The sequence below is a fragment of the Pseudomonas sp. BN415 genome, from assembly GCF_029871195.1.
Classification (GTDB): Bacteria; Pseudomonadota; Gammaproteobacteria; order Pseudomonadales; family Pseudomonadaceae; genus Metapseudomonas; species Metapseudomonas resinovorans.
In genome coordinates, this window is sequence record NZ_SSOK01000057.1 from 90,632 (window position 1) to 114,317 (window position 23,686).

Annotated in this window: 22 protein-coding genes and 1 pseudogene; 6 read left to right on the forward strand and 17 right to left on the reverse strand. The window is 64.7% G+C overall.

The window, feature by feature from the left end; all coding sequences use genetic code 11:
* Positions 1–14: 14 nt before the first annotated feature.
* The 13 genes from E8F20_RS16335 to E8F20_RS16395 all read right to left on the reverse strand — a co-directional run bounded on the left by E8F20_RS16335 (position 15) and on the right by E8F20_RS16395 (position 13,874).
* A complete protein-coding gene (locus E8F20_RS16335; RefSeq protein WP_280284650.1) occupies positions 15–1,211 on the reverse strand; it encodes a CoA transferase in 1,197 nt (398 codons plus the stop codon).
* On the reverse strand, positions 1,201–1,596 hold the full coding sequence (locus tag E8F20_RS16340) for a PaaI family thioesterase (protein WP_280284651.1): 396 nt from the start codon (positions 1,594–1,596) through the stop codon (positions 1,201–1,203). Before E8F20_RS16340 ends, E8F20_RS16335 begins: the two co-directional genes overlap by 11 nt.
* A gap of 17 nt (positions 1,597–1,613) precedes the next feature.
* Positions 1,614–2,420 (reverse strand): enoyl-CoA hydratase-related protein, encoded by an 807-nt coding sequence (locus tag E8F20_RS16345; protein WP_280284652.1) that lies wholly within the window; start codon positions 2,418–2,420, stop codon positions 1,614–1,616.
* A 10-nt stretch (positions 2,421–2,430) separates the two neighbouring features.
* Positions 2,431–3,195: an SDR family NAD(P)-dependent oxidoreductase gene (locus E8F20_RS16350; protein WP_280284653.1), complete on the reverse strand. Its 765-nt coding sequence runs from the start codon at positions 3,193–3,195 to the stop codon at positions 2,431–2,433.
* 1 nt (position 3,196) lies between these two features.
* On the reverse strand, positions 3,197–4,345 hold the full coding sequence (locus E8F20_RS16355) for a thiolase family protein (RefSeq protein WP_280284654.1): 1,149 nt from the start codon (positions 4,343–4,345) through the stop codon (positions 3,197–3,199).
* Entirely contained in the window at positions 4,342–4,698 is a 357-nt protein-coding gene (locus E8F20_RS16360) for an OB-fold domain-containing protein (RefSeq protein WP_280284655.1), read from the reverse strand. The genes E8F20_RS16355 and E8F20_RS16360 overlap by 4 nt, the downstream gene beginning before the upstream one ends.
* Positions 4,699–4,913: 215 nt before the next feature.
* Positions 4,914–7,502 (reverse strand): LuxR C-terminal-related transcriptional regulator, encoded by a 2,589-nt coding sequence (locus E8F20_RS16365; RefSeq protein WP_280284656.1) that lies wholly within the window; start codon positions 7,500–7,502, stop codon positions 4,914–4,916.
* A 72-nt stretch (positions 7,503–7,574) separates the two neighbouring features.
* A complete protein-coding gene (locus E8F20_RS16370) occupies positions 7,575–8,945 on the reverse strand; it encodes a DUF1329 domain-containing protein (RefSeq protein ID WP_137821544.1) in 1,371 nt (456 codons plus the stop codon).
* 31 nt (positions 8,946–8,976) lie between these two features.
* Positions 8,977–10,854 carry a DUF1302 domain-containing protein gene (locus E8F20_RS16375; protein WP_280284657.1) on the reverse strand — a complete coding sequence of 626 codons (1,878 nt, stop codon included), beginning with the start codon at positions 10,852–10,854 and terminating at the stop codon, positions 8,977–8,979.
* Between the two features lie 179 nt (positions 10,855–11,033).
* Entirely contained in the window at positions 11,034–11,765 is a 732-nt protein-coding gene (locus E8F20_RS16380) for an amino acid ABC transporter ATP-binding protein (RefSeq protein ID WP_280284658.1), read from the reverse strand.
* Entirely contained in the window at positions 11,752–12,402 is a 651-nt protein-coding gene (locus E8F20_RS16385) for an amino acid ABC transporter permease (protein ID WP_028627982.1), read from the reverse strand. The genes E8F20_RS16380 and E8F20_RS16385 overlap by 14 nt, the downstream gene beginning before the upstream one ends.
* Positions 12,399–13,064 carry an amino acid ABC transporter permease gene (locus tag E8F20_RS16390; protein ID WP_280284659.1) on the reverse strand — a complete coding sequence of 222 codons (666 nt, stop codon included), beginning with the start codon at positions 13,062–13,064 and terminating at the stop codon, positions 12,399–12,401. The genes E8F20_RS16385 and E8F20_RS16390 overlap by 4 nt, the downstream gene beginning before the upstream one ends.
* Before the next feature lie 24 nt (positions 13,065–13,088).
* The gene (locus E8F20_RS16395; RefSeq protein WP_280284660.1) at positions 13,089–13,874 is read right to left on the reverse strand and encodes a transporter substrate-binding domain-containing protein; all 786 of its coding nucleotides are present in this window, start codon (positions 13,872–13,874) and stop codon (positions 13,089–13,091) included.
* A 285-nt stretch (positions 13,875–14,159) separates the two neighbouring features.
* Here E8F20_RS16395 and E8F20_RS16400 point away from each other — a divergent pair, with 285 nt between their 5' ends.
* Entirely contained in the window at positions 14,160–14,861 is a 702-nt protein-coding gene (locus E8F20_RS16400; RefSeq protein ID WP_280284661.1) for a FadR/GntR family transcriptional regulator, read from the forward strand.
* A 42-nt stretch (positions 14,862–14,903) separates the two neighbouring features.
* Here the strand turns inward: E8F20_RS16400 and E8F20_RS16405 are convergent, their stop codons facing one another.
* A complete protein-coding gene (locus E8F20_RS16405) occupies positions 14,904–17,072 on the reverse strand; it encodes a xanthine dehydrogenase family protein molybdopterin-binding subunit (RefSeq protein WP_280284662.1) in 2,169 nt (722 codons plus the stop codon).
* Complete coding sequence (locus E8F20_RS16410; RefSeq protein WP_028627987.1) at positions 17,069–17,551, reverse strand: (2Fe-2S)-binding protein; 483 nt, start codon at positions 17,549–17,551, stop codon at positions 17,069–17,071. Before E8F20_RS16410 ends, E8F20_RS16405 begins: the two co-directional genes overlap by 4 nt.
* Before the next feature lie 384 nt (positions 17,552–17,935).
* Here E8F20_RS16410 and E8F20_RS16415 point away from each other — a divergent pair, with 384 nt between their 5' ends.
* The 3 genes from E8F20_RS16415 (at position 17,936) to E8F20_RS16425 (ending at position 20,847) form a co-directional block, all read left to right on the forward strand.
* Positions 17,936–19,879, forward strand: a complete 1,944-nt coding sequence (locus E8F20_RS16415) for an alkaline phosphatase D family protein (RefSeq protein ID WP_280284663.1) — start codon at positions 17,936–17,938, stop codon at positions 19,877–19,879.
* 86 nt (positions 19,880–19,965) lie between these two features.
* Positions 19,966–20,334 (forward strand): group II truncated hemoglobin, encoded by a 369-nt coding sequence (locus E8F20_RS16420; protein WP_280284681.1) that lies wholly within the window; start codon positions 19,966–19,968, stop codon positions 20,332–20,334.
* A gap of 84 nt (positions 20,335–20,418) precedes the next feature.
* Positions 20,419–20,847, forward strand: a complete 429-nt coding sequence (locus tag E8F20_RS16425; RefSeq protein WP_280284665.1) for a MarR family transcriptional regulator — start codon at positions 20,419–20,421, stop codon at positions 20,845–20,847.
* A 68-nt stretch (positions 20,848–20,915) separates the two neighbouring features.
* On the opposite strand, the gene E8F20_RS16430 is transcribed toward E8F20_RS16425, so the two are convergent.
* Complete coding sequence (locus E8F20_RS16430; RefSeq protein WP_280284666.1) at positions 20,916–21,887, reverse strand: AraC family transcriptional regulator; 972 nt, start codon at positions 21,885–21,887, stop codon at positions 20,916–20,918.
* Positions 21,888–22,114: 227 nt separating this feature from the next.
* Here E8F20_RS16430 and E8F20_RS16435 point away from each other — a divergent pair, with 227 nt between their 5' ends.
* Complete coding sequence (locus tag E8F20_RS16435; protein WP_280284667.1) at positions 22,115–22,387, forward strand: DUF4242 domain-containing protein; 273 nt, start codon at positions 22,115–22,117, stop codon at positions 22,385–22,387.
* Positions 22,388–22,395: 8 nt separating this feature from the next.
* Positions 22,396–23,208, forward strand: coding sequence for a class I SAM-dependent methyltransferase (locus E8F20_RS16440; protein WP_280284668.1), 813 nt, complete (start codon positions 22,396–22,398; stop codon positions 23,206–23,208).
* A gap of 245 nt (positions 23,209–23,453) precedes the next feature.
* Here E8F20_RS16440 and E8F20_RS16445 read toward each other — a convergent pair.
* A pseudogene (locus E8F20_RS16445) lies at positions 23,454–23,634 on the reverse strand (aminoglycoside phosphotransferase family protein); the annotation flags it as partial.
* Between the last annotated feature and the right edge of the window lie 52 nt (positions 23,635–23,686).

Consider the following 23,686-nt stretch of genomic DNA (forward strand, 5'->3'; position numbering starts at 1 on the left):
GCGCGATTTCCGTCCTACGCGTTGACCACCGCTCCGGCCTCGAGCATCTGTACTATTTCCAGCTCGCTGAAGCCCACCTCGGCCAGCAGCTCGCGCGAGTGCTCGCCCTTGTCCGGTGCTGGCTTGTAGGGCTGCTTGGCGGCCTCGGCGCTGTTCACCGGGAAACCGGGTACCCGCAGCACGCCATGCCGCGGATGCTCGATCTCGGCGAGCATGCCGTTCTGTGCAAGCTGAGGATGGTTCAGCAGGTCGCCGTAGTCGGCCACCTTGGCGCAAAGGATGTCCGCTGCACGCAGGCGCGTCAGCCAATGCTCGGTGCCCCGGGTGCCGAACACGCCATTGAGGGCGTCCTGCATCTCGGCCCGATGCACCACGCGTTGGGCGGAGGTGAGGAAGCGTGGATCGGCGGCCCATTCCGGGTGACCGAGCACCGTGCACAGCCGCTCCCAGCGGTTGCCGTTGTAGGCGGCGACCATCATCCAGCCGTCTTCGGTCCGGAAGGCTTCGTTGGGTGCCGAGTAAGGCGCAGCGCTGCCGATCGGAGTGGGCAGCTCGCCGTCACGCAGGTAGCTGCTGATGGAGGACTGCTGCAATGCCAGGGCGGAGTTCATCAGGCTCACATCCAGATGCCCGCCCTGCCCGCCCTGATGCCGCGCCTGCAGCTTGGCCAGGATGGCCATGCAGGCCATGTAGCCGGTGACCACATCCACCACGGGCGCCTGCACCTTGCAGGGCGGCGCGTCGGGGATGCCGATCAGGCTCATGAGCCCCGAGTCCGCCTGGAGGATGCCATCCACGCCGGCGCGGTCTGCATAGGGCCCCTGCTGGCCATAAGCGGAAATGGAGCAGTAGATCAACGCTGGATCGAGCGCCGACAGCGCTTCGAAACCCAACCCGAGCCGCGCCATCACACCGGGGCGCATGCTTTCGATCACTACGTCCGCTCCAGCCACCAGGCGCTTGGCGACGGCCAATCCCTGGGGATTCTTCAGGTCGAGGCAGAGGCCTTGCTTGCCCCGGTTGAAGCCATGGTAGAGGGCACTGGAATCCCCCACCCAGGCCGGTCCCAGCGTGCGGCCGAGGTCGCCTTCCGGCGGTTCGATCTTGATCACCCGCGCGCCCATGTCGGCGAGCAGCATGGTGCAGGTGGGGCCGGCGGCGATCTGGGTGAAGTCCAGCACGGTCAGGCCTTGCAAGGCATTACGCAGCATAACGGCGGTCTCCTTGCTTGAAAGTGCCCTGGGCCGTGGCGAGCACCTCGCCTTCGTCGTCCATCAGGGATGCCTCGGCGAAGTAAAGGCTGCGGCCACTGCGGCTGACCCTGCCCCGGGCGATCACGCGTCCGGAGCGGGCCGCTTTCAGGTAGGCGATGTTCAGCATCACCGTGACGCCGTGGACCTCTTCCTCGCCATCGGCCGAGTGCAGGCCCGCGTAGCCACAGGCGGCATCCAGCAAGGTGGCGATCAGCCCGCCGTGCAGCATGCCCTGGCGGTTCAGGTGACGCGCCTCGATGGGCATGTGGAACTCGGCCTCGCCAACGGCCCAGTGGACCAATTCGACACCCAGGCTTTGCAAGAAAGGATTGCTCAGATGCATGACGGCTCTCCCCGGACCTAACGGCCCTTGTACTGAGGTGCGCGCTTCTCGGCGAACGCCGTGCGCCCTTCCAGGCGGTCCTCGGTATCCCGCAGCACGCCCCAGTACAGCTCGGTGAGACGTTGGGCGTCGGCATCCGACAGGTGCGCCGTCTGCCGCGCCAGGGATTGCAGCGCCTGAATCGCAAGCGGCGCCTGGGCGGCGATACGCTCGGCCAGGGCGAAGGCCCGTTCCAGCAGTGCTGCCGGACTGGCCGAAACCTCTGACACCAGACCGATGGCCAATGCCTGGGCGGCATCGATGCGCTGGCCGGTCAGCGCCATCTGCATGGCATGGGCCGGCGGCACGGCCTTGAGTAGACGATGCAGGCCGGACACTGCTGGAATCGACCCCACCACCGCTTCCGGCAGGCCGAAACCGGCGTTGGCGGATGCAATGCGCAGGTCGCACTGCAGCGCCAGTTCCAGGCCTCCGCCCAGGCAGTGCCCATTGATGGCGGCAATCAGCGGCTTGCGCAGGTCGAGGTCGGCCAGGTCCATCAGGCGGATATACAAGCCAGCATCGGCCGCCGGTTCCTTGTCGAGAAACAGCGCCTCGGCATAGGACGCGTTGGACACCCGCGTGCTCTTCAGGTCGGCGCCGACGCAGAAGGCGCGTTCACCGGAGCCGGCGAGAATCGCCGCACGAATTTCGCGGCGGTCACGGACTTCCTCCAGGTGCGCACGCAGGGTGCGCAGGGATTCGATATCCAGGGCGTTGAGGGCATCCGGGCGGTCGAGGCTGATCAACCCCACCGCGCCCAGGATCTGCAGATGTACAGGCATGGCGGTCTCCTCAGACGCTGGCCGACGACAGGCTGCGCCCGCCGCAGACATAGAGGGTCTGTCCGGTGATGTAGGCACTTGCCGGGTCGAGGAAGAACTCCACCGCGTTGGCGATATCCTCCGGCGTGCCGATACGTTTGACCGGCACCGTGTCCTTCAGGCGCGCCTTCACCTCGGGCTCGAAAGCCTGGAACAGGGGTGTGTCGACGATGCCGGGGGCAATGGTGTTGACCGTGATGCCCTTGGCCGCGAACTCGATGGCCAGGCTGCGGCTGAGGCTCACCACCCCGCCCTTGGCTGCGGAGTAGTTGGCCTGGCCGAAACCGCCCAGCCAGGCACGCGACGACAGGTTGACAATGCGTCCGAAGCTGCGTTCCAGCATCAGCGGCAGCGCCGCCTTGCAGCAAAGGAACTGCGCCCGCAGGTTGGTATCCACCACCAGGTCCCAGTCGTCCTCGGTCATCTTCAGGAAGCGCTTGTCGCGGACCACGCCGGCATTGTTCACGAGGAAGTCCAGGCCAGCGCCGGCTTCGGCGATACGGCCGAAAGCGCGCTCCACCGCAGCACCCTCGGTGAGGTCCAGGGCCAGGCCATGGACGTTCATCCCCTCGCTGCGAAGCTGGGCGACCGCTTCGGTCAGCACAGCCTCGTCGCGGTCCAGCAGGTAGACGGTCACGCCCTGGCGCGCCAGGCGCGTGGCGATACCAAGGCCGATACCACGGGCGGCACCGGTCACAGCCGCCACCTGCCCTTCATGGAAGCGTTGTGCACTCATCTCACACCCCCAGCACGTGAACGGAAGACGCGGCGTGATCGACACCGGCGATGCCGCCACCGGTGCATTGGGCAACGCCGATGGTGGGCGTGTTGTCCGCCTGACGGCCTGTTGCGCGCCCCTGCAACTGCCACATCAGCTCGACCATCTGTGCCACGCCGGTAGCCCCCAGCGGGTGCCCCTTGGCAAGCAGGCCGCCGCTGGGGTTCACCGGCACCCGGCCGCCCAGGCGAGTGGCACCGGAATGCAGCAAAGCGACGGCTTCGCCATGCGGCGCCAGGCCCAGGGCCTCGTAATAAAGAAGCTCAGCGATGGTGAAAGCGTCGTGCAGCTCGACCACACCCACCTCACGCGGGTCGACGCCCGCCTGCTCATAGGCCAGGCGCGCGGCGCGGGCAGTGATCTCGGCATCGAGGATGTCGTCGCGGGCACCTTCACGCAGGCCGGAAACCACGATCGAACCCAGTACGCGGACATCCTTCGCATGGGGGCCAGGCGTGGTACCCAGCACCAGGGCGGCGGCGCCATCCACCTGGGACGGGCAGCACTGCAGCAGGGTCAGCGGGTCGGCGATCATGCGCGAACCCAGCACCTCTTCCAGGGTCACTTCGGCGCGCTGCTGGGCGTACTCGTTCAGGGAGCCGTGGTAGCGGTTCTTCACCGCGATACCGGCCAGGTCAGCCGGGCTGGCACCGCGCTCGTGAATGAAGCGAGTCGCGCGCATGGCATAAACCGCTGGCAACACCATGCCGGCCTTGGCGAACAGGTCGGTCTTCTCATCGTTGCGTTGCATCGGAATGGTGCCGCCACCCAGTTGGGTCAGCTGCTCGATACCGAATACCAGCACCCGCTCGTACTGCCCGGCGAGCAGCGCGTGGCGCGCCAGGTGCACCGCAGTGGCGCCGCTGGCGCAGGCGTTTTCGATGTTGTAGACAGGAATCCCGTCCAGGCCGAGATCACGCAGGATCACCTGGCCGAGGATCATGCCGCCGAGAACGTTGGCGCAGTAGATCGCCTGGATGTCCTTCAGTGCGAGGCCCGAGTCGACCACTGCTTTGATGATCGCCTGCTGCGCCAGTTCCGGCGCCATCACACCCTGGTGGCGGCCAAAGCGGGTCATGGCACCGCCCATTACGTGCATCTGGCTCATGAGCGGGCCTCCACGGATTCGAACACATAGCCATAGGTTTCATCGGGCAGGACGCGATAGCTGCCACCGATCACCGGGCGCTCGTTGCCGGTGATGCGCCCGAACAGGCGCACCGGCCCTTCCAGGTCCAGGTAACCCAGGGCGAATGGCGCCAGGCCACTCTTCGGGCTTGGGTTGATGATGGTGAAGCTGTACAGGCTGCCCTCACTGGCCAGCAGCTCGACCTGGTAGTGATCGGCCAGTGGCGAGTGACTGGGCAGCATCGGGAACACCCGTTCACCGGTGGCGATATGGCGGGAGCCAAGCAGGCGCGAGGGGCTATCGGCCCCCCAGAGGGATGGCAGCGGGTTCATGTCGACCTCCTGTTGTTTTCAGCCGCGCAAACGGCTCTGGACAGGCGCTATGGTCGACATCGGACGAAGGCCCGACAAACGATATAAAGACCGGCTTGGATTGAGGTTTTATCAAACGAAAAAGCCCCGGCCGCCAGGGGTCGCCGTGGCGCCAGGAACAAGGAAGAGTCGGTGCAGGCCCTAGGTACTCAGTCGTGTGACGAGCTCGGAGCCTCTCATGGGGTCAGCCCCAGCTCCTTGGCGCGGACCACGGCCTGCGTGCGCCGCTCCACCCCGAGTTTGTGGTTGATGCGCTGTGCGTGGGTCTTGACCGTATGCAGGGAAATGAACAGGGATTCGGCAATCTGCTGGTTGGAATGGCCCTGCGCGATCAGCTTGAGCACATCCAGTTCGCGCCGGCTCAACAAGGCGACTGGCTCGCATTCGACCACGCTGCCGGCGCCCTTGCCGGCCCAGCGCATCATCGCAGCATTGCGCTGACTGAATGCCCGTTCAAGGCTGGAAAGCCCCAGCTGCCGGGCCATGGCCAGGGCATCCAGCAGCACCTGTCGGGCCTGGGCCGGCCTGTTGCAGCGGTGCAACGCCTCCGCCAGGCTGAACCCGGCTTCGCACGCCAGCGGACGCCGTCCTTCGGCAAGTGCCGAGCTGTGGATGGTCACGAGGCTGTCCACTGCAGCCTCTGCTGCTTCGCCAGCCAGCATGGCGCGCGCCAGCAGCAGGCGCAGACGTACATTCAGCTCTGGCGCGCCAAATGGCGGCAGTTGCGTGGCTACGGCCAATTGAATGCGCAACGCCTTTTCGGCCTGAACGTGATTGCCCTGGTGCAGCCAGAGCCGCGCCTTGGTCAGCACAATCAAGCCCTGGTAGAGCTGCACGCTGATGCGGCCGTACTGCATCAGGCGCTCGGCTTCCGCAATGCGCGCAAAGGCGCCCGCGACGTCGCTGTGCAATGCATCCAGTTCAGCCAACCCCAGGTAGCCCCAGGTGGCGGCCGGATCTGCGCAGGCCTGGCACTCTCGAACGCCGGATTCGAAAGTGGCTTCGGCCTCCGCATAGCAGCCACGCTGCAACAGCAGGCTGGCGCGAAGCAATTGCACGCGTCCCTTGATGGGGCTGTCCTCGGCACCCCAGGCGCTGATCAACTCCTGGTGCAGACGGGTCAGCAGGGTTTCCGCTCGCAGCAGCTCGCCACGGACTTCCAATAGCTTCACGTACTCCAGGGCGAGCACGCTTTCGATGGCCAGGCTGCCGTGCTCACGGGCCTGCATGATGGCCTGCCGGTTGAGCGACTGGGCCCGCGGAAAATCACCTTCGATCAGCGCTTGCTCAACTTGCAGCACCTCGCACAGAAGGCGCTGGCACCAGGCTTGCTCCGGCAGTTCGGCAATCGCCTCAACCACAAATGGCCGCGCCTGCTCGGCATCCCCGCGGTGAAACGCCAGCTTGCCAGTCAGGGCCTTCCATTGGGCGATCAGCTCGAACTGCCGGCGCGCATCCGGTTGCGGCAGGAAGCGACCGAGCGCGTCGATGAAGTACTGGGCTTCTTCGAGTCGTCCGCTGAGCAGCAGCAGCCAGGCATTGATCAGAGTCAGTCGGGGCGTGCTGGTCAACATCGACAGCGGCAACTCACGGCGCCACTCCAGCAGCAAGGCGAAGTCGCTCCCCTGCAGCATGCGGTCCTGGGTATAGCGCTCCATCAGGCTCGCGGCCACTTCCGGCTGTTCAGCCTTGAACGCATATTCCAGCGCCGGGCCTATCTGCTCCAGGCCGATGTACCACTGGCAGGCCTTGCGGAACAGCGACTTGGCCAGGTTGCCGGGTAGCTGCTCGGCCAGCAGCGGCGCGAACGCCCGCTGCACTCGCAGCAGCTTTCCCTCCTGGTCGACAGGCTCGATGAACAGGCCACATTCGAGCAGACGGTCGAGCAATTCTGCGCCCTCGCCCATGCCCAGCAGTTGCTCGCACAGGCCCCGGTCGAACTGCGGAAATTGCGCCAGGCTGAACAACGCCTGCAGCCAGTCGGCGGGGAGTTCATCAAGCACTTCGCGCCTGAGGTACTCCAGCACCAGGGCATTGCCGCCATCCAGCGCGGCCTGCTGGCCGGGCTTGAGCCCGAGCAGGCGCAGGCAGCTCCCGGCACACCAGCCCTGGGATTGCTCCATCAGTCCCAGGACCGCCGGGCGTGGCCAGTGATGGCCGATCCGTTGCAGCAACTCGGCCAGCTCGCCTTCGCAGAACGCCAACTCATGGCCGCCCAGCTCGAACAGTTCGCCATCCAGCAGCAGACGAGCCAGTTGCAGTAGCGGGCGGCGGCGACCGGCAACCCACCAGCGCGTGCGATTCGACGAACCGAGGATGAGTTCGTTGAGCGCCCGATCCAGCTCGCTGTCGGTCAGGCGCGGATAGTCATCCAACACCAGCCAGCAGGGATGTTCCTGCGCATGCAAGTGCTGCAGGATCGCGTCGAGGTCGGCGGTCGCCAGGCCCAGCGCGCCCGCCAGGCGCTGCAGAAAAGCCTTCGCGCCCAGGCGTTGGCCGCGCAGGTCGAGGTAGACCAGTCGGGTATCGGCCGGACACCGACGCATGCACTCGCCAAGCAGGACGCTCTTGCCGCTGCCGGCCGTGGCGCACAGCAGGCGCAACCGGCAATCGGCCTCCAGCAGGGCATCGCGCAGGCGTGGGCGGGGAATATGGAGCGGCGGTAGCCGAGGCAGGTCGGCATTGAGCGGCGGTTGTGCCATGGACACATGCGCTTCCAGATCGATGATTGGACCATCCTTGCAGAGCATGAGGAGATTGCGCAATGCCCGCTCGTGCTAACGAAAAAGCGGCCCAGGAGGGCCGCAAGTCACACGGGTGTAGCGTTCAGTTGCGAATCAGCGGATGCCGGCCTGGCGCAGGGCGGCCGGCGTGTAGGCAGACGCGGAGGCCGTGGCACCGAATTCGTAGCTCTGCTTCTCTTCGTTCTTCAGGCCCAGTACCGAGTAGCGACCGGAGATCAGGTCGTACAGAGTCTCGGCGGTATAGCCCGGTACCTGCTTGTGGTAGTACTGCTGGACATGGCCTTCACCGACGCGCCACAGCTGGCCGCGGCCGTCATAGTGATCGACCAGCGCCAGCTGCCAGCTGTCTTCGTCGAAGTACATGTGGCGGGTGGCATAGATATGGCGCTCGCCCGTCTTGAGCTTGGCCACCACTTCCCACACGCGATGCAGCTCGTAGCGGGTCAGGTCCTGGTTGATGTGGCCCGGACGGATGATGTCCTTGTACTTGAGGCTCGGCGAATCCAGCTTGTAGGCGTTGTAGGGGATGTACATCTCCTTCTTCCCGACCAGCTCCCAGGTGTAACGGTCCGGTGCGCCGTTGAACATGTCGTAGTTGTCCGAGGTGGCCAGACCGTCGGCGGCGGTCGCCGGGCCGTCGTAGGCCACCTGCGGCGCACGGCGCACGCGGCGCTGACCGGCGTTGTAGAGCCACGCCAGGCGTGGTTCCTTGACCTGGTCGATGGTCTCGTGGACCAGCAACACGTTGCCGGCCAGGCGCGCTGGAGCGGTGACGTTCTGAATGAAGAAGAACAGGACGTTCTCGGCCTTGTTCTTGTCCATGTCCGGCAGGTTGGCGGGGTACGACACCTCGTCGGTGAACTGAACCATGCTGAAAGCGCCGTTGGACTGCGGCTGCACACGGGTCATGTAACGCTTGATGTTGCCGCCGCGGTAACGGGTGCTGTGGTTCCACACCACCTCGACGCCGCTCTTGGGAATCGGGAAAGCATAGTAACGGCTGTCACTGAAGCCCTTCAGGCCGTTACCACCATCCACGCCTTCGGTGTTCAGCGCGCTGGTCCTGGCCGCGGCGTAGATGTTGTCCGGGAGCGCCGCACTGCGGTGGGTCTTGTACACCGGGATCTTGTAGGTGTCCGGATAGCGCTTGAACATCGCCATCTGACCGGCCGATAGCTTGTCCTTGTACTGCTCGGCGTTGCTCGCGGTGATGGTGAACAGCGGCTTCTCATCGGCGAAAGGGTCGGAGAGGAAGCCCTTGGCATCGACGCTGCCGGCAGTCTGCGGCAAGCCGCCGGTCCACTCGGGAATGCTGCCGTCGGCGTTAGCGGTCTTCTCTGCGCCAATCGGGGTCAGGCTGGTACCGAGCTTCGCGGCCTCATCCGGGGAGACCTTGGCCATGACGCTGGTCGCCAGCAGGCTCAGTGCCAAGGCACCGGATTGCATCAGTCTTTTCTTGTTCATTGGTCTTTGTCCTCTACTTCTGGTGCAGCGCTTAGAAGCTCATCCCGACGCTGAGCGCAAGAAAATCGCGGTCGATCGAGGTGTTGTATGTGCCACCGAAGAAATCGGTGTAGGAAAGGCTGGCGCTGTAGGTGTTCTGGTAGTCGGCATCCAGGCCCAGGCTGACGGCCTTGTTGCCTTCGTTGAAGGCGCCATTGGCGCCGTAGCCGTCGACATCGTGGGACCAGGCCACACTGGGCTTGAGGTTCACCCCGGCGAACACGTCGTTGTAGTCCCACACCGCACGCATGCGATAACCCCAGGCCGTACTGGTGACGTAGCCATCGTCCTCACAGTACTTGCTGACGTTTTCGGCGGTGGCACTGCCCAGCGTGTTGGTGTTGAGCGCCACACAGGTGTTGACCGGGCCAGTGGCTGCCAGCGGACCGGGACCATAGACAGGGTCACGCCCGTAGCGGGCCTTGCGGGTGCTTTCCAGGCCGCCGACGTGGGAGACGCCGATCTCGCCCACCAGGGTCAGGCGCTCGGCGCCCATGACCTGATCGAAGAACTGCACGAAGGTGGTCTGGAACTGGGTGATTTCCTTGCGCCGATAGCCGTGCAGATCCTGGCCTGGCGTGCCATCCAGTACCGAGGCATTGCCGAAGGCGGCGAATGCCGGGCTGAGCGAAGCCAGCGGGCCAACGCCGGCGAACAGAATGTCCGTGGTGTTCAGTTGCACCGGCGCATTCGGGCGATAGCTGATTTCCCCGCTCCAGGCGGTGCCGGTGGGCAGCGTGGTGGAGAAGCTCAGGCCGTAGAGGCGGATATCCTCGGGATACTCCATGAAGTAGTTGGAGCGGCCCGCCACTGCAAGCGGAGCCAAGGCCCCCAGGCCTGCGGAGTCGGCGAACACCGCAAGGGACGGAGACGATGCGCTGAAGATCGGAGCGCGGCTGTGGTAGTTGATGAAGTAGGCGCCGAATTCAGTGTCCAGCGGTTCGAAGAAGTAGCGCAGCGCGGCACCCCATTGGCCGCTGTCGTCGGCATCGCGGTCGGCGCCACGGGGAACCAGCACGCCTTCCTGGTCGACGTCCACGCCACGAGCGCTGAGAGCCGCCAGTGCGGGAGCCGGAAGCGACGAACGCTGCCTCAGCACACGCAGGTTGTTGTCACAACCATCAGCCGCTACGTCCGGCTGGGAGAAGAAGGTCCCGCAGTTGTCGATGACGGTCTGGTCCCACTCCAACTGGTAGAAGGCTTCGGCGGACAGGTTGTCGGTCAGGCTCTGGGACACGTAGAACATGTTGACCGGGATCAGGCCCTCCTTGATCTCGGCGCCGGGACGACGGAACGCGGAGACGTCGATCGGGTTGATCGCGTTGATGCCATTCTGGATGAAGGTACTCTCGCCCCAGCTCACCACCTGCTTGCCCAGGCGCACGCTGCCCGGCGTCTCGGCGATCTGGTAGTTGTGGTAGACGAAGGCGTCGAGCAACTGCGCACCGGACGACTTGGCGGCCTCCTTGCGGTCACTGTCGTCGATGTCCTTGAACGGACGGTCCTCATCTTTCAGCTCGAAGTCGTACCAGTACTTGCCACGAACGAAGACGCCGGTATCGCCGTATTTCAGTTCGAGGTCATGGATGCCCTTGAAGATCTTCGAGAAGGTCTCGCCCTTCTTGAAGTTGAGGTGGGAGTCGTCGGAAGTTTGGGACAGGCCGTCCCCACCATTGTTCACACCGATCAGATCCGGATCGGCCCCGCGCATGGACCAGCTGGCCCCCACGGACAGGGAAGAGTCGAACTGACCTTCGATTTCACCGACATTGAAGCTCACCGCTCCCGCCGGAAACGCGATGCTCGCTGCGACGGCGGCAGCCAGCGCGTGGGGATAGAAGGATGTGCAGGTCTTTCTTGTTGTTTTCATTGGCCTCTACCAGATGGGCATTGCGAGGAGGCCAACGCTATTCAATCACCCCGTCCCTCGGTAACCGGAGAAGTAGTGATTCTGAAAGTCATACCAAAGAGTGAACGAATGACTGCGCCAGGACAGAGGCCTGGCGCGGGCAACCCTGCAGCCGGCAGGACGGATGGGGGGTTGGGGCGTTACTGCTCCACCATGCCGATGAAGTTGGCCAGCTCCGGCGTCTGCGGGGCGCTGAACAGGGTTCGCGGATCTCCCACCTCATGCACTTTCCCGTGGTGCATGAACACCAGCTTGTCACCGACTTCACGGGCAAAGCGCATCTCGTGGGTCACCATGATCAGGGTCATGCCTTCGCTGGCCAGTTGGCGGACCACACCCAGCACTTCATTGACCAGTTCCGGGTCCAGGGCTGAGGTGATCTCGTCGCAAAGCAGCACCTTGGGCGACATCGCCAGCGCACGCGCAATCGCCACCCGCTGTTGCTGCCCACCAGACAGACGATCCGGGTAGGCGTCGACCTTTTCCGCCAGGCCGACCCTGGCCAGCATCTCTTCGGCGAGGGCGCGTGCCTCCGCCTTGCCGAGTTTCTTCACCACCTGGGGCGCGAGCATCACGTTCTCGCCTACCGTCAGGTGGGGGAAGAGATTGAACTGCTGGAACACCATACCGACCTTCTGGCGCAGCGAGCGCAGGTCGGCCCTGCCGGCGTCCAGGTACTCGCCGTCCACCTCGATCACACCGTCGTTGATGGATTCCAGGCCATTGAGCGTGCGCAGCAGCGTGCTCTTGCCGGAACCGCTGCGACCGATGATGGCGACCACCTCGCCCTCTTCGATGCTGAGGTCGATACCCTTCAGCACGTGGTTGTCGCCGTAGTACTTGTGCAGTGCGGAAACTTTAAGCAGGGACATGCAGCCTCCTCTCCAGGTGACGTGCGCTCAGCGAGAGCGGATAGCAAAGGATGAAATAACCCAGGGAGACCAGGCCGTAGATCAGGAAGGGTTCGAAGGTGGCGTTGGCGAGCATGCCGCCGGTCTTGGTCAGTTCGGTGAAGCCGATGACGGAGGTCACCGCCGTGCCTTTCACCACCTGCACCGAGAAACCCACGGTCGGTGCGATGGCAATGCGCAGCGCCTGGGGCAGCACCACATGGCGCAATTGCTCCAGCCGGCTCATGGCCAGACTTGCGGACGCTTCCCACTGGCCGCGCGGAATGGACTCGACGCAGCCACGCCAGATTTCGGCGAGGAAAGCGCTGGTGAACAGCGTCAGTGCCACCGCCGCCGCCGCCCAGGCAGAGACGTCAATGCCGAACAAGGCGATGCCGAAGAACACCATGAACAGCTGCATCAGCAGCGGCGTGCCCTGGAACAACTCGATGTAGCCACGCGCCAGGGTGCGCAGCGTGAAGTTCCCGGAAATGCGCGCCAGCAGCACCAGCAGGCCAGCGATACCGCCGCAGACGAAGGCCACCAGCGACAGCAGCAGGGTCCACTGCAGCCCGGTGACCAGGTTGCGGACGATGTCCCAAAGGGTGAAGTCCATCAGCGCCTCCCCATAATCAGGCGGTTGCCGGCCCAGGCCAGTACCTGGCGCAACAGGATGGCCATGACCAGGTACAGGGCTGTGGTCAGCAGGTAGGTCTCGAACGCGCGGAAGTTGCGCGACTGGATGAAGTTGGCGGCGAAGGACAGTTCCTCCGTGGCGATCTGCGAGCACACCGCCGAACCCAGCATCACGATCACGATCTGGCTCGACAGCGCTGGCCAGACCTTGCCCAGCGCGGGCTGGATGACCACGTAGCGAAATGCCTCGAACCGGCTCATGGCCAGTGCCGCCGCGGCCTCCAGTTGACCCTTGGGAATCGCCTGGATGCCGGCGCGAATGATCTCCGTCGAGTAGGCGCCGAGGTTAATCACCATCGCCAGCACGGCCGCCTGCCATTCGCTCAGACGAATGCCCAGCGAAGGCAGGCCGAAGAAGATGAAGAACAACTGCACGATGAAAGGCGTGTTGCGGATCAGCTCCACATAGGCACCGAACACCCAGTCGAACGGTCGCAGCCGCCAGGCCCTGACCACGGCCCCGACCACACCGATGGCAACGCCGAGCAACGTCCCGATGACGGTCAGCTCCAGGGTGAATATTGCGCCCTTGAGCAGCAGGTCACCCTGCTGCAGCACCGGCAAGAAATCGAATTGATACGCCATGGATGGGCCTCCGGCAGCAATGGCTCAGAGGTCGGCAGGCAGCGGCTGTTTCAGCCACTTCTCGGCATTGCGATTGAGGCTGCCATCGGCCTTGGCCTCGGTGATGATCGCGTTGACCTTCTGCAGCAGCGCCGGCTCGTTCTTGGCCAGGCCGATGTAAACCGGAGAGTCCTTCAGCTTGACCTTCAGCGCCGGCACCTTGGCCGGGTTCTTCGCGGCGATGGCCGCCATCACCACACTGCCGCTGGCAATCAGATCAACCTGCCCGGCCAGGTAGGCCGCGATGGTGGAGTTGTTGTCCTCGAAGCGCTTGATGGTGGCGTCCTTGGGTGCCACGGCGCTCAACTCCATATCCTCGATCGAGCCCCGGGTAACGCTGATGGTCTTGCCAGAAAGTGCATCGAGCGCGGTGATGGCAACGTCTTCGGGACCGAACACCGCCAGGTAGAAAGGCGCGTAAGGCGTGGAGAAATCAATCACCGCTTCGCGCTCGGGGTTCTTGCCCAGGCTGGAGATCACCAGGTCCACCTTGCCAGTGGTGAGGAACGGAATGCGGTTGGTGCTATTGACGGGCGTCAGCGCCAGCTTCACCCCCAGCTTGTCGGCCAGCAGTTGCGCAGTGTCGATATCCAGGCCGCGTGGCTTGAGGTCAGGCCCGACGGAACCGAAGGGTGGGAAGTCCTGGGGCACCGCAACCTTCAGCACGCCGCGCTCGCTGATATCGCTCAGTGCATCCGCCTGGGCGATGGGCTGGGCCAGCGTGCCGCCGCAAAGAAGAGTCGCCAGCAGAAGGTTCCGGAATTTACGCATGGGGGCTTACCTCGGGGTAGATGGCAGGACGATTTTCCTGCCAGACCCCAGTGCACAGCCCATGCCAGCACGCGGTCGGGAAACCGGGCTGAATCGTTAAAACCAGCAGGCACAAGGTCTTACTGGTCTGAACAGTTGAAGTTGCTGACTACTTGGTCAATCGACCCCGTGTTCCCCTTTTGTGCAGCGGCTTTCAGCCTTGCGCCAGGCCGGTGCAAGGCTTGCAAAGTGCACCTGTCCAGCCGTAAAAGGTGTCCATTCGACGAACCGACTGGTCTGAACAGCATGCTCGACACCATCCCTCGCGCAGTCCCCGAAATTGCCCTGCAGGCCATCCAGAAACTGATTCGCGATGGGGGTTATCAAGCGGGCGACGCCCTGCCCTCGCAACGCGACCTGGCCGAGCAGCTTGGCGTCAGCCGCGCCTCCCTGCGCGAAGCGCTCTCTTCCCTCAGCGCCCTGGGCCTGATCAGCGTGCAGCCCGGCAAGGGCGTGTTTGTACAGACGCCATCTCCGACCGTGCGCAGCGCGCCCCAGGGTTTCTCCTGGCCTTATGCCGAGCAGGTTTCGGCTGCGGATACCTTCCAGCTGCGCTATGTGCTGGAAGGCTTCTCCGCCGGCCAGGCCGCCATTTCCCTGACCGCCGAAGACATCGACCAGCTCGAGGCCAATGTGGCGGCCATGCGCCAGGAACTTCGTACCGGCGACTTCGAGGCAGCCGCACGCCTCGATTTCGAGTTTCACAGGCGCTTGCTGGAAGCCAGCGGCAACCGCGCCATGCTGCAGATCATCACCGCCAGCCACGACATTTTCCTGGAGAGCCAGAAGCTCCCCTTCATCCGCCCCGAGCGGGCCATGGAAACCTGGCAGGAGCACCGCAAGATCCTCCGCCACCTCGCCCGCCACGCCTGCGGTCCGGCACAAAAAGCGATGCAGGAGCACATCCGCAACGCAGCGTCGCGCACGGGCATTCTCTTCCCTGTTTGACGTCGGGCTCACCGATCCAGAGGCATCGGTGAGCCCTGCGCCTCAGGCCTGCTTCAACTGCGCCGGGTCGATCGGCAGGCTGCGCAGGCGCTTGCCGGTCGCGGCGTAAATGGCATTAACCACCGCCGGGGCGATGATCACGGTGGACACTTCGCCCAGCCCACCGGGAGACTCGCCGCTGTTGATGATGTGGGTCTCTATGGGTGGGACCTCGTTGATACGCAGCAGTCGGTAACTGTCGAAGTTGCCCTGCTCGACCCTGCCGTCCTTGAAGGTGATGTTGCCGAACAGAGTTGCCGTCAACCCGAAGACGGTGCCGCTCTGCATCTGCGCCACCACCGAGTTGGGGTTGATGGGAATGCCGCAATCCACCACGCCGATCACCTTGTGCACCTTCACCGCACCGCCGGCATCCACGCTCACTTCCGCCACCTGGGCGGCATAGGTGCCGAAGCAGTAGGTCAGCGCAACGCCACGGCCGTGCCCGGCTGGCAGGGGTGAGTCCCAGCCGGATTTCTCGCGCAGGGTTTCCAGCACCTTCAGGGCTCGCGGGTGTTTCTCCAGCAACGGAGCACGGTAGGTGAAGGGGTCGGACTTATTCATCGCCGCCAGCTCATCCATGAAACCCTCCACCATGAAGGCGTTCTGGGTGTGCCCCACGCCCCGCCAGAAGGCGGGCGTGATGCCCTTCGGCGGATCGTGGCGCACGTAATGCACGGCGAGGTTGGGAAAGCCGTAGGGCCCACAGGCATCGCGCACGGCATCGCCATCGATCCCGTTCTTGAATAGGTCCGGCGCCCAGCGCGCAATGATGGACCCGCCGGTGACTTTGTGGGTCCAGGCCACAGGCCTGCCCTGCTCGTCCAGGCCGGCGGACAGGTGGTTGTAGTGGAAAGGCCGCAAGGTGCTGTGGCGGGTGTCTTCCTCGCGGGAGTAGATGACCTTCACCGGGTAATCCACCTGCTTGGCAATCTCTACCGCATGGCCGACGAAGTCGGTTTCAAGGCGTCGACCGAAGCCTCCTCCCAGCAGCTGGTTATGCACCTGCACCGACTCTTCGGGCAGGCCGGTGAGCTGTGCCGCCAGGGTCTTGGCCCTCGACGGCACCTGGATGCCAAGCCAGAGGTCGCAACCGTCCTTGCGCACGTGGGCCGTGCAGTTGACCGGCTCCATGCAGGCGTGGGCGAGGAACGGCACCTGGTAGGTCACCTCGACCTTCTTCGCCGCCTTGCTCATGGCCTCCTGCACATTGCCTTCGGCACGGGCCTGCACCCCCTCTGCCTTGGACGCCTCCGCGATGTTCTTCAGCAGGTCGGCACTGGAAAGCTTGGCGTTTTCACCCTCATTCCACTTGATCTGCAACGCTGCCAGGCCCTTGCGTGCCGCGCCGGTGTGATCGGCAATCACCGCCACCGCATTGTTCGTCCGCACCACCTTGTGTACACCCTTGACCGCCATGGCCGGCGCCTCGTCCACCTCGGCCAGGGTGCCGCCCATGACCGGGCAGATGGTCAGCGCTGCGACCTTCACACCCTCGGGGCGGGCGTCGATGCCGTACATGGCCTTGCCCCGGACCTTGTCGGGGCCATCGGTGCGCTTGGCCGGCGTGCCGATCAGCTTGAACTGGGCCGGCTCCTTCAGGGCAACCTCGCCCGGCATCGGCAGCTTCGCGGCGGCGTCCACCAGCTCGCCGTAGCCCAGCTTGCGCCCGCTTTCCGTGTGCACCACGACGCCATTCTCAGCCTTGCAGCTCTCGACCGGCACCGACCACTGCTGCGCTGCCGCCGTCACCAGCAGGGTGCGTGCAGTGGCGCCAGCCTGGCGCAAGGGGACCCAGTTCGCCGGTACCGATGTCGAGCCACCGGTGACCTGGAAGCCCAGCATGGGATTGGCGTAGCGCTTGTCGTCCGCCGGAGCATGCTCGATCACCACCTGGTCGAGGGCCACTTCCAGCTCTTCGGCGATCAGCGCGGGCATCGAGGTGTAGGTGGCCTGGCCCATTTCTACGGGCTGGATGATGAAGAACACCTTGCCACTGCGATCGATGCGGATGTAGGCGTTCGGACTGAATTCACCCTCTGCAGCCCGTGCATCGCCCATCAGGCCCGGCACGGTGAAGCTGATCAGCAGGCCGCCACCCACCGCGGCACTGGCCTTGAGAAAGCCCCGACGGCTGAGGCCGAGGTCGGTGATTGCGCGGATGTCGTTCATGCTGCGCCCTCCCCTTTGGCCGGCTGCGGACCCGCCGCCACCTTGATGGCCTCGCGGATGCGCAGGTAGGTGCCGCAGCGGCAGATGTTGCCGGACATGGCGCCGTCGATTTCCGCATCGCCGGGATTGGGGTTGCTTGCCAGCAACGCAGCGGCGGACATGATCTGCCCCGACTGGCAGTAGCCACACTGCACCACTTCCTGGGCCAGCCAGGCGTCCTGCACACGCTTGCCTACTTCGGTGTCGCCGATGCCTTCGATGGTGGTGATTTCGGCACCCACCATGCTGCTCACCGGCATCAGGCAGGAGCGCACCGCCGCACCATTCATATGCACGGTGCAGGCGCCGCACAGGGCCATGCCACAGCCGAACTTGGTGCCGGTCATACCCAGCACGTCACGCAGCACCCACAACAGCGGCGTATCAGGATCGACATCGACGCTGTGCTCGGCGCCATTGATTTTCAAGGTGAGGGCCATATCGCCTCCTGTTGGTTTTCATCAGGAGCCCGTCTGCACGGACATTGCACGGTTCACCAGGGCGATACGGCGGCCCCGGAGGCAAAGGCAGGGGAAGGGATTGATCAAGGAGCGCCTGAGTGGGCTTCGGGTGGCGTGCCTGGGTAGCCGACAAGCAGAACCTGAAGCATGGGGTGCCTCCGTAGGTAGGCCGTTCCATCAGGGCTGGGTGGCTGGCGGCTCCGAGGCGCCAGCGCGGGGTATTCGGAACATACTAGAAGCGCAGGCGGAACCTGCCAAACGATTTAAACGCACTACTCGGGTGAGTTTTTTTCAAGCCTTTTCGAAGCCCCGATGCCACTCGCGGTATCCTGTAGCGCTCGCTCGCACAGGCCCGATGTTCCAATGTCCGCTGCCCTCTCCCAGGAAAACCTCCCTCCCGTTCTCGCCGGTCCCATGCTGCGCCGGATCGAGGCCCGTCGCCTGGTGTTCTGGCTGGTCGGCTCGCGCCGGCTGGCGCCAACGCTGCGCCTTTCCCTGGAGGGGGGCGTCGCGTATTCGCTGGGCGCGGACTGCTGCCGGGTGATTCCTTTTGGCCAGCACGCCTTCCTGCACCTGATCGACCTGCGGCTGGAGACCTCGCTGCCCCTGGACCAGCAGATCGACTACGACCTGTTGATCGACGGCGCCGGTATTGCCCAGTGGGCGCCTCACCTGATTTACGGCGAGGCGAGGCAGCCGAGTTTCGTCCTGCGCTCGCGCATCGACCAGCTGCTTCATGGCTCCTGCCGCAAGCCGCACTACCCAGCGGATGATGGCCTGCTCTGCGCCGATCGTCTGCTGGCAGCCGGCCCCGCACCTGAACAGCGACCCGCCCTGCTGATGCTGAGCGGCGACCAGGTTTACACCGACGACGTCGCCGGCCCCATGCTGCGGGCCATCCATCAGTTGATTGCACGACTCGGGCTGTTCGATGAACGCCTGGACGGCGCCGTGGTGAGCGACAGCACGGCGCTGTATGCGCACCCTGCCGGCTACTACCACCGGGCCGACCTGCTGCCCGCGCTGGAAAGTAACGAAACCCTGCGCGAGCGCTTCTTTGGTGGTGCGCGAAAACCCATCTTCACCAGCAGCAACGCCGAAAACCATCTGGTGACCCTGGCCGAAGTGCTGGCCATGTACCTGCTGGTCTGGTCGCCTGTGCCCTGGACGCTGATCGACCCGCAGATGCCCGTCCTGGCGCCCAGGGAAGCCGAGCGCTACCGCCTGGAAGAGTCGCGCCTGGAAGGATTCCGAGCGGGGCTTCCCGGTGCCGCGCGCGTGTTCGCCCACCTGCCGACGCTGATGATCTTCGACGACCATGACATCACCGACGACTGGAACCTCTCCGCCCAGTGGGAGCAGACCGCTTACGGCCATCCGTTCTCCAAGCGCATCATCGGCAATGCACTGCTGGCCTATATGCTCTGCCAGGGCTGGGGCAACGATCCGGCCGCCTTCGCCGAACTGCTGGACCGCACCGAGTCGCTAGCCGCCAAGGCCGCTGATGACAACACCCTGAACAGCACGCCCCTGGACGGACTGATCGACCGCCTGATCACCTTCAACCGCTGGCAATACGTGCTGCCCACTACACCGGCGCTGGTGGTGCTGGACACCCGCACCCGCCGCTGGCGCAGCGAAATCAACCTCAAGCGCCCCTCCGGCCTGCTGGACTGGGAAGCACTGAGCGAGCTGCAGCAGGAACTGCTGGACCACCCCTCGGCCATCATCGTGTCCCCGGCCCCGGTTTTCGGGGTCAAGCTGATCGAGACGGTACAGCGGGTGTTCAGCTGGCTGGGCCACCCGCTGCTGGTGGACGCGGAGAACTGGATGGCCCATCGCGGTGCGGCCCAGGTGATCCTCAACATCTTCCGCCACTCGCGCACGCCGGGCTCCTACGTGATTCTCTCCGGCGACGTGCACTATTCCTTTGTCTACGAAGTGCTGATCCGCCATCGCCAGCGGGGGCCTAAGATCTGGCAGATCACCAGCAGCGGCATCAAGAACGAATTCCCGCGCCGCCTGCTCGATGTGTTCGACCGCCTCAACCGCTGGCTCTACTCGCCGCGCTCGCCGCTGAACTGGTTCACCAAGCGCCGCCCGATGAAGGTGGTGCCGCGCACGCCAGAACACAGCAAGGCCGGTGAACGGCTGTGGAATTCCGCCGGCCTCGGCCAGGTGTTCTTCGATCTGGAGGGCCGGCCGTCGCACATCTTCCAGCTCAACGCCAACGGCACCGAGCCCACCGAATTCCTCGAAGAGCGCGCCGACGAGGCGGATGAACATCCCGTGGCCCGGCGAGTATGATGCCCGCCTCGCTCTTCTGACGGCCCTTCCATGAGTACGACTCCCCCTTTGGCACCGGCGACGCCTCCTACCAGGCTGCCGGTAGCATCGACGGCCTGCGCCGGCTGGTCGACGACTTCTACCGCCTGATGGACGAACTGCCCGAAGCCGCCGACCTGCGTCGCCTGCACCCGGAAAGCCTGGAACTGTCCCGCGACAAACTGGCCTGCTTTCTCAGCGGCTGGCTGGGCGGGCCGAAGCTGTTCAGCGAGAAGTACGGTTCCATCTCCATTCCGTCCTTTCACGCCCAATGGCCGATCGACGAGTCCCTCAGCGCTGCCTGGCTGGGCTGCATGGAACGCGCCATCGCCTTGCAGCCCTACTCACCGGCGTTCGCCGACTACCTGCTGGCGCAGTTGCGAGTGCCAGCCCATCGGGCAGTGCAGGCCAGCCGCGCACGGCATTCGGGTAAGTGATGCAATCACGTCGTTCTCGGACTTTTGACGGCCTCACGAGCACGCTCCTATAGTCAGCACCGCTTATCGTATGGAGACCTTCCAATGCCCCCTCGTGAAGAGAACTTCGGCTTTCTCCTCGCCGATGTCTCCCGGCTGATGCGCAGGTCCTTCGAGCGGCGCCTCACCGGCAGCACGCTGACGCTCAGCCAGGCCCGCGCCCTGGCCCATATTTCGCGCTACGAGGGCTGCCGCCAGGTGGAGCTGGCTGACCAGTTGGAGGTCAAGCCCATCACCCTCGCCCGGCTGCTCGACCAGTTGGAACAGGCCGGACTCGTGGAGCGCCGGCCCGATCCCGCGGACCGCCGCGCCTACCGCCTCTACCTGAGGGACAAGGCCGAGCAGGCCCTGCTGGATATTCGCGAGGTCGCCGCCGCCACGCACGCCGAGGCACTGCGCAATCTCTCCGGGGCTGAAGCCGATGCACTCGCCATTGCGCTGCGCAAGATGCGCGAGAACCTATCCTCCCGTTGATTCCCAGCGCTACCCCAAGCTATCGCAAGCGTTCGCCACGCCGGACACCCAAGCAATTATTGAGTGAGCTAACCCGCAGGCTGGCGACGTAGCTGATTGCGCCGCCAGGCCGCGGGTGGCGCGCCGAACTCGCGGCGAAAGGCGCGGCTGAACGCTGTGTCGGTCTGGTAGCCGACATCCTCGGCGATGCGCGCCAAGGGGGCGTTGCTGCGGCGCAGCAGGTTGGCGGCCAGCAGCATCCGCCATTGGGTCAGGTACTGCATGGGCGAGCTGCCCACCATCTGCTGGAAGCGCTCTGCCAGGACCGAACGCGACGTGCCGGCAGTGCGCGCCAGATCTTCCAGAGTCCAGGCCTGGGCCGGGCACCTGTGCAGGGCATTGAGCGCCGTGCCGACGATGCGGTCGCCCAGTCCCACCAACCAACCGGTGCGCCCTTCAGCCTGTTCGTTCATGTACAGGCGCAACACCTCGATGAACAGCACCTCCGCCAGCTTGGCCAGCACCCCCTCGCCGCCCGGCCGCGGCGACTTGGCCTCGGACAGGGCATAGCGCACCGAAGCCTCCAGCCAGGGGCCGGCACTGGATTCCCGTACATTCACGCGCACCAGCGGGGGCAGCCCGGCCAGCAGCATGTCCGCCAGCCGTGCATCGCACGCCAGGTAGCCACACACCAGGCGAGTAATCGCGCCACCCCCGCCATAGGCCAGTTGTCGCGGCCGGCGGGCCAGCACCTCGTCCAGGCGCCCCCCCGTGGCCGGCGGCAGTCCGGGCTGTGACGTCATGCGATGGGCATGGCCCTGGGGAAAGAGCACCACATCACCCGCCACCAGGTGCACAGGGGAGGCGTGGCCGAGCTCGACGAAGCATTCACCCGCGGTAATCATATGGAAGATCACCACCCGCTCGGCGCCAGGCTCCAGCAAAGGCGCTACCGAGTCGGCACGCGGCGACTGGTAGCACCAGGGCGCACTGAACCTGGCGTTGATGAAAATGGCGCCGACCAGGCGCACGACGCGCAGGGTTTCCGATAGAGCATCCATCAGCCCTCACCTCCGGCGGCATTCCTCAAATTCTGGGCGTCCACAGGCGTTTGCAGAGCCCGGCCGGATAAATGGCCATGCTCAGGCGGACGATCGGATAGGCCTTGCCGACGCTCGGGCAGGACGACGCCGCTACAGAGGCGGATAGTTCGCCTGCACGCCACTTACTGCCCAATCCACCAAAGGCGTGCATGCAACACCCGAGAAGCCAAGAAAACGAGGTCACCATGCCCAAGTTCCTCATCGAAAGAGAGATACCGGAAGCTGGAAAACTCACGGAACGAGACCTCAAGGCCATATCACAGAAGTCCTGCCGAGTACTCCGCGAACTCGGTCCAGAGGTGCAATGGGTCCAGAGCTACGTCACCGACGACAAGCTGTACTGCGTCTACATAGCCGCCAGCGAGGAGCTGGTGAGAGAGCACGCCCAGCAGGGCGGCTTTCCCGCCAATCGCATTTCCCGCATCAGCTCGATCATCGACCCGGCCACAGCCGAATGAGTCCCGAAATGACCACCGCAACTGATCTCAATGCTCTGAAAAGCCGTCAGATGGCCTCCTGGGCCAGCGGCGACTACGCCGTGATCGGCACCACCCTGCAACTGGTTGGCGAGCTGCTGGCCGAAGCCTGCGACCTTCGCCATGGCGAATCGGTATTGGACGTCGCCGCCGGCAACGGCAACGCGACCCTGGCCGCCGCACGCCGCGGTGCCCGGGTGACCTCCACCGACTACGTCCCGGCGCTGCTGGAGCGTGGCAGGGAGCGTGCCCAGGCGGACCATCTGGAAGTGAGTTTCCAGCCAGCCGACGCCGAGAACCTTCCCTTCGCCGATGCCAGTTTCGATGTGGTGATGTCGACCTTCGGGGTGATGTTCACCCCCGACCAGGCCAAGGCTGCCGCCGAACTGGCACGCGTCTGCCGACCGGGTGGACGCATAGGCCTGGCGAGCTGGACGCCGGAAGGCTTCATCGGGCAGATGTTCAAGACCCTCGGCCGTCATCTACCGCCACCTCCGGATGTGCAGCCGCCATCGCGCTGGGGCGTTGAAAGCCACCTGCGTGAACTGTTCGACGACAGTGCACGGGAAATCTCGGTGGCGCGCCGCCTGTTCAACTTCCGCTACCAGTCCGCCGCACACTTCATCGAAGTCTTCCGCACCTGGTACGGCCCGGTGCACAAGGCCTTCGCCGCCCTCCCCGCCGACGGCGCAGTCGCACTCGAGCGCGACCTGACCGAACTGCTGGAGCGCTATAACCGTGCGGGGCCGGAGTCGCTGATCGTGCCGAGCGAATACCTGGAGGTGGTAATCACTCGAGCATGAGGCGTCTGTGAGGGCGATTTCATTGGCTCTGTCTGCGTTACAAGTCGCAAGTAGCTGCATTGCCCGTAGGAGCTAGCTTGCCAGCGAATGGCCCGGTTTCGCTGGCAAGCCAGCTCCTACCGGGCGCTTGGCCCGTTGGTAGATCTCTCGCAACAGCCAAGGCGCGCTTGGCGACTGAGATCGCCCCTACAGCCTCGGAGCTTTCCGCCTTACCGGCCCAGCGTCGTCGCCTCGGCAATCACTTAAACCTGGCGAGCGAAGCGCCGGCTGGGTCACGGTGGGGAGCTCGGGATTGCAGATCAGGTTGGCGTAGTCGTAGCCGTGATCACCGATCACCCGCTTGGCATCGATGGCCAGCCAACCCCGTTCACCGAAATCGAAGACGTTCTCGTGATGGGCATCTCGGTGCAGTACCACCACTTTGCGCTGAGAGCCCAGCAGCTGACGGGCGCAGGCGGCACCGCAAGCGAACAACCCA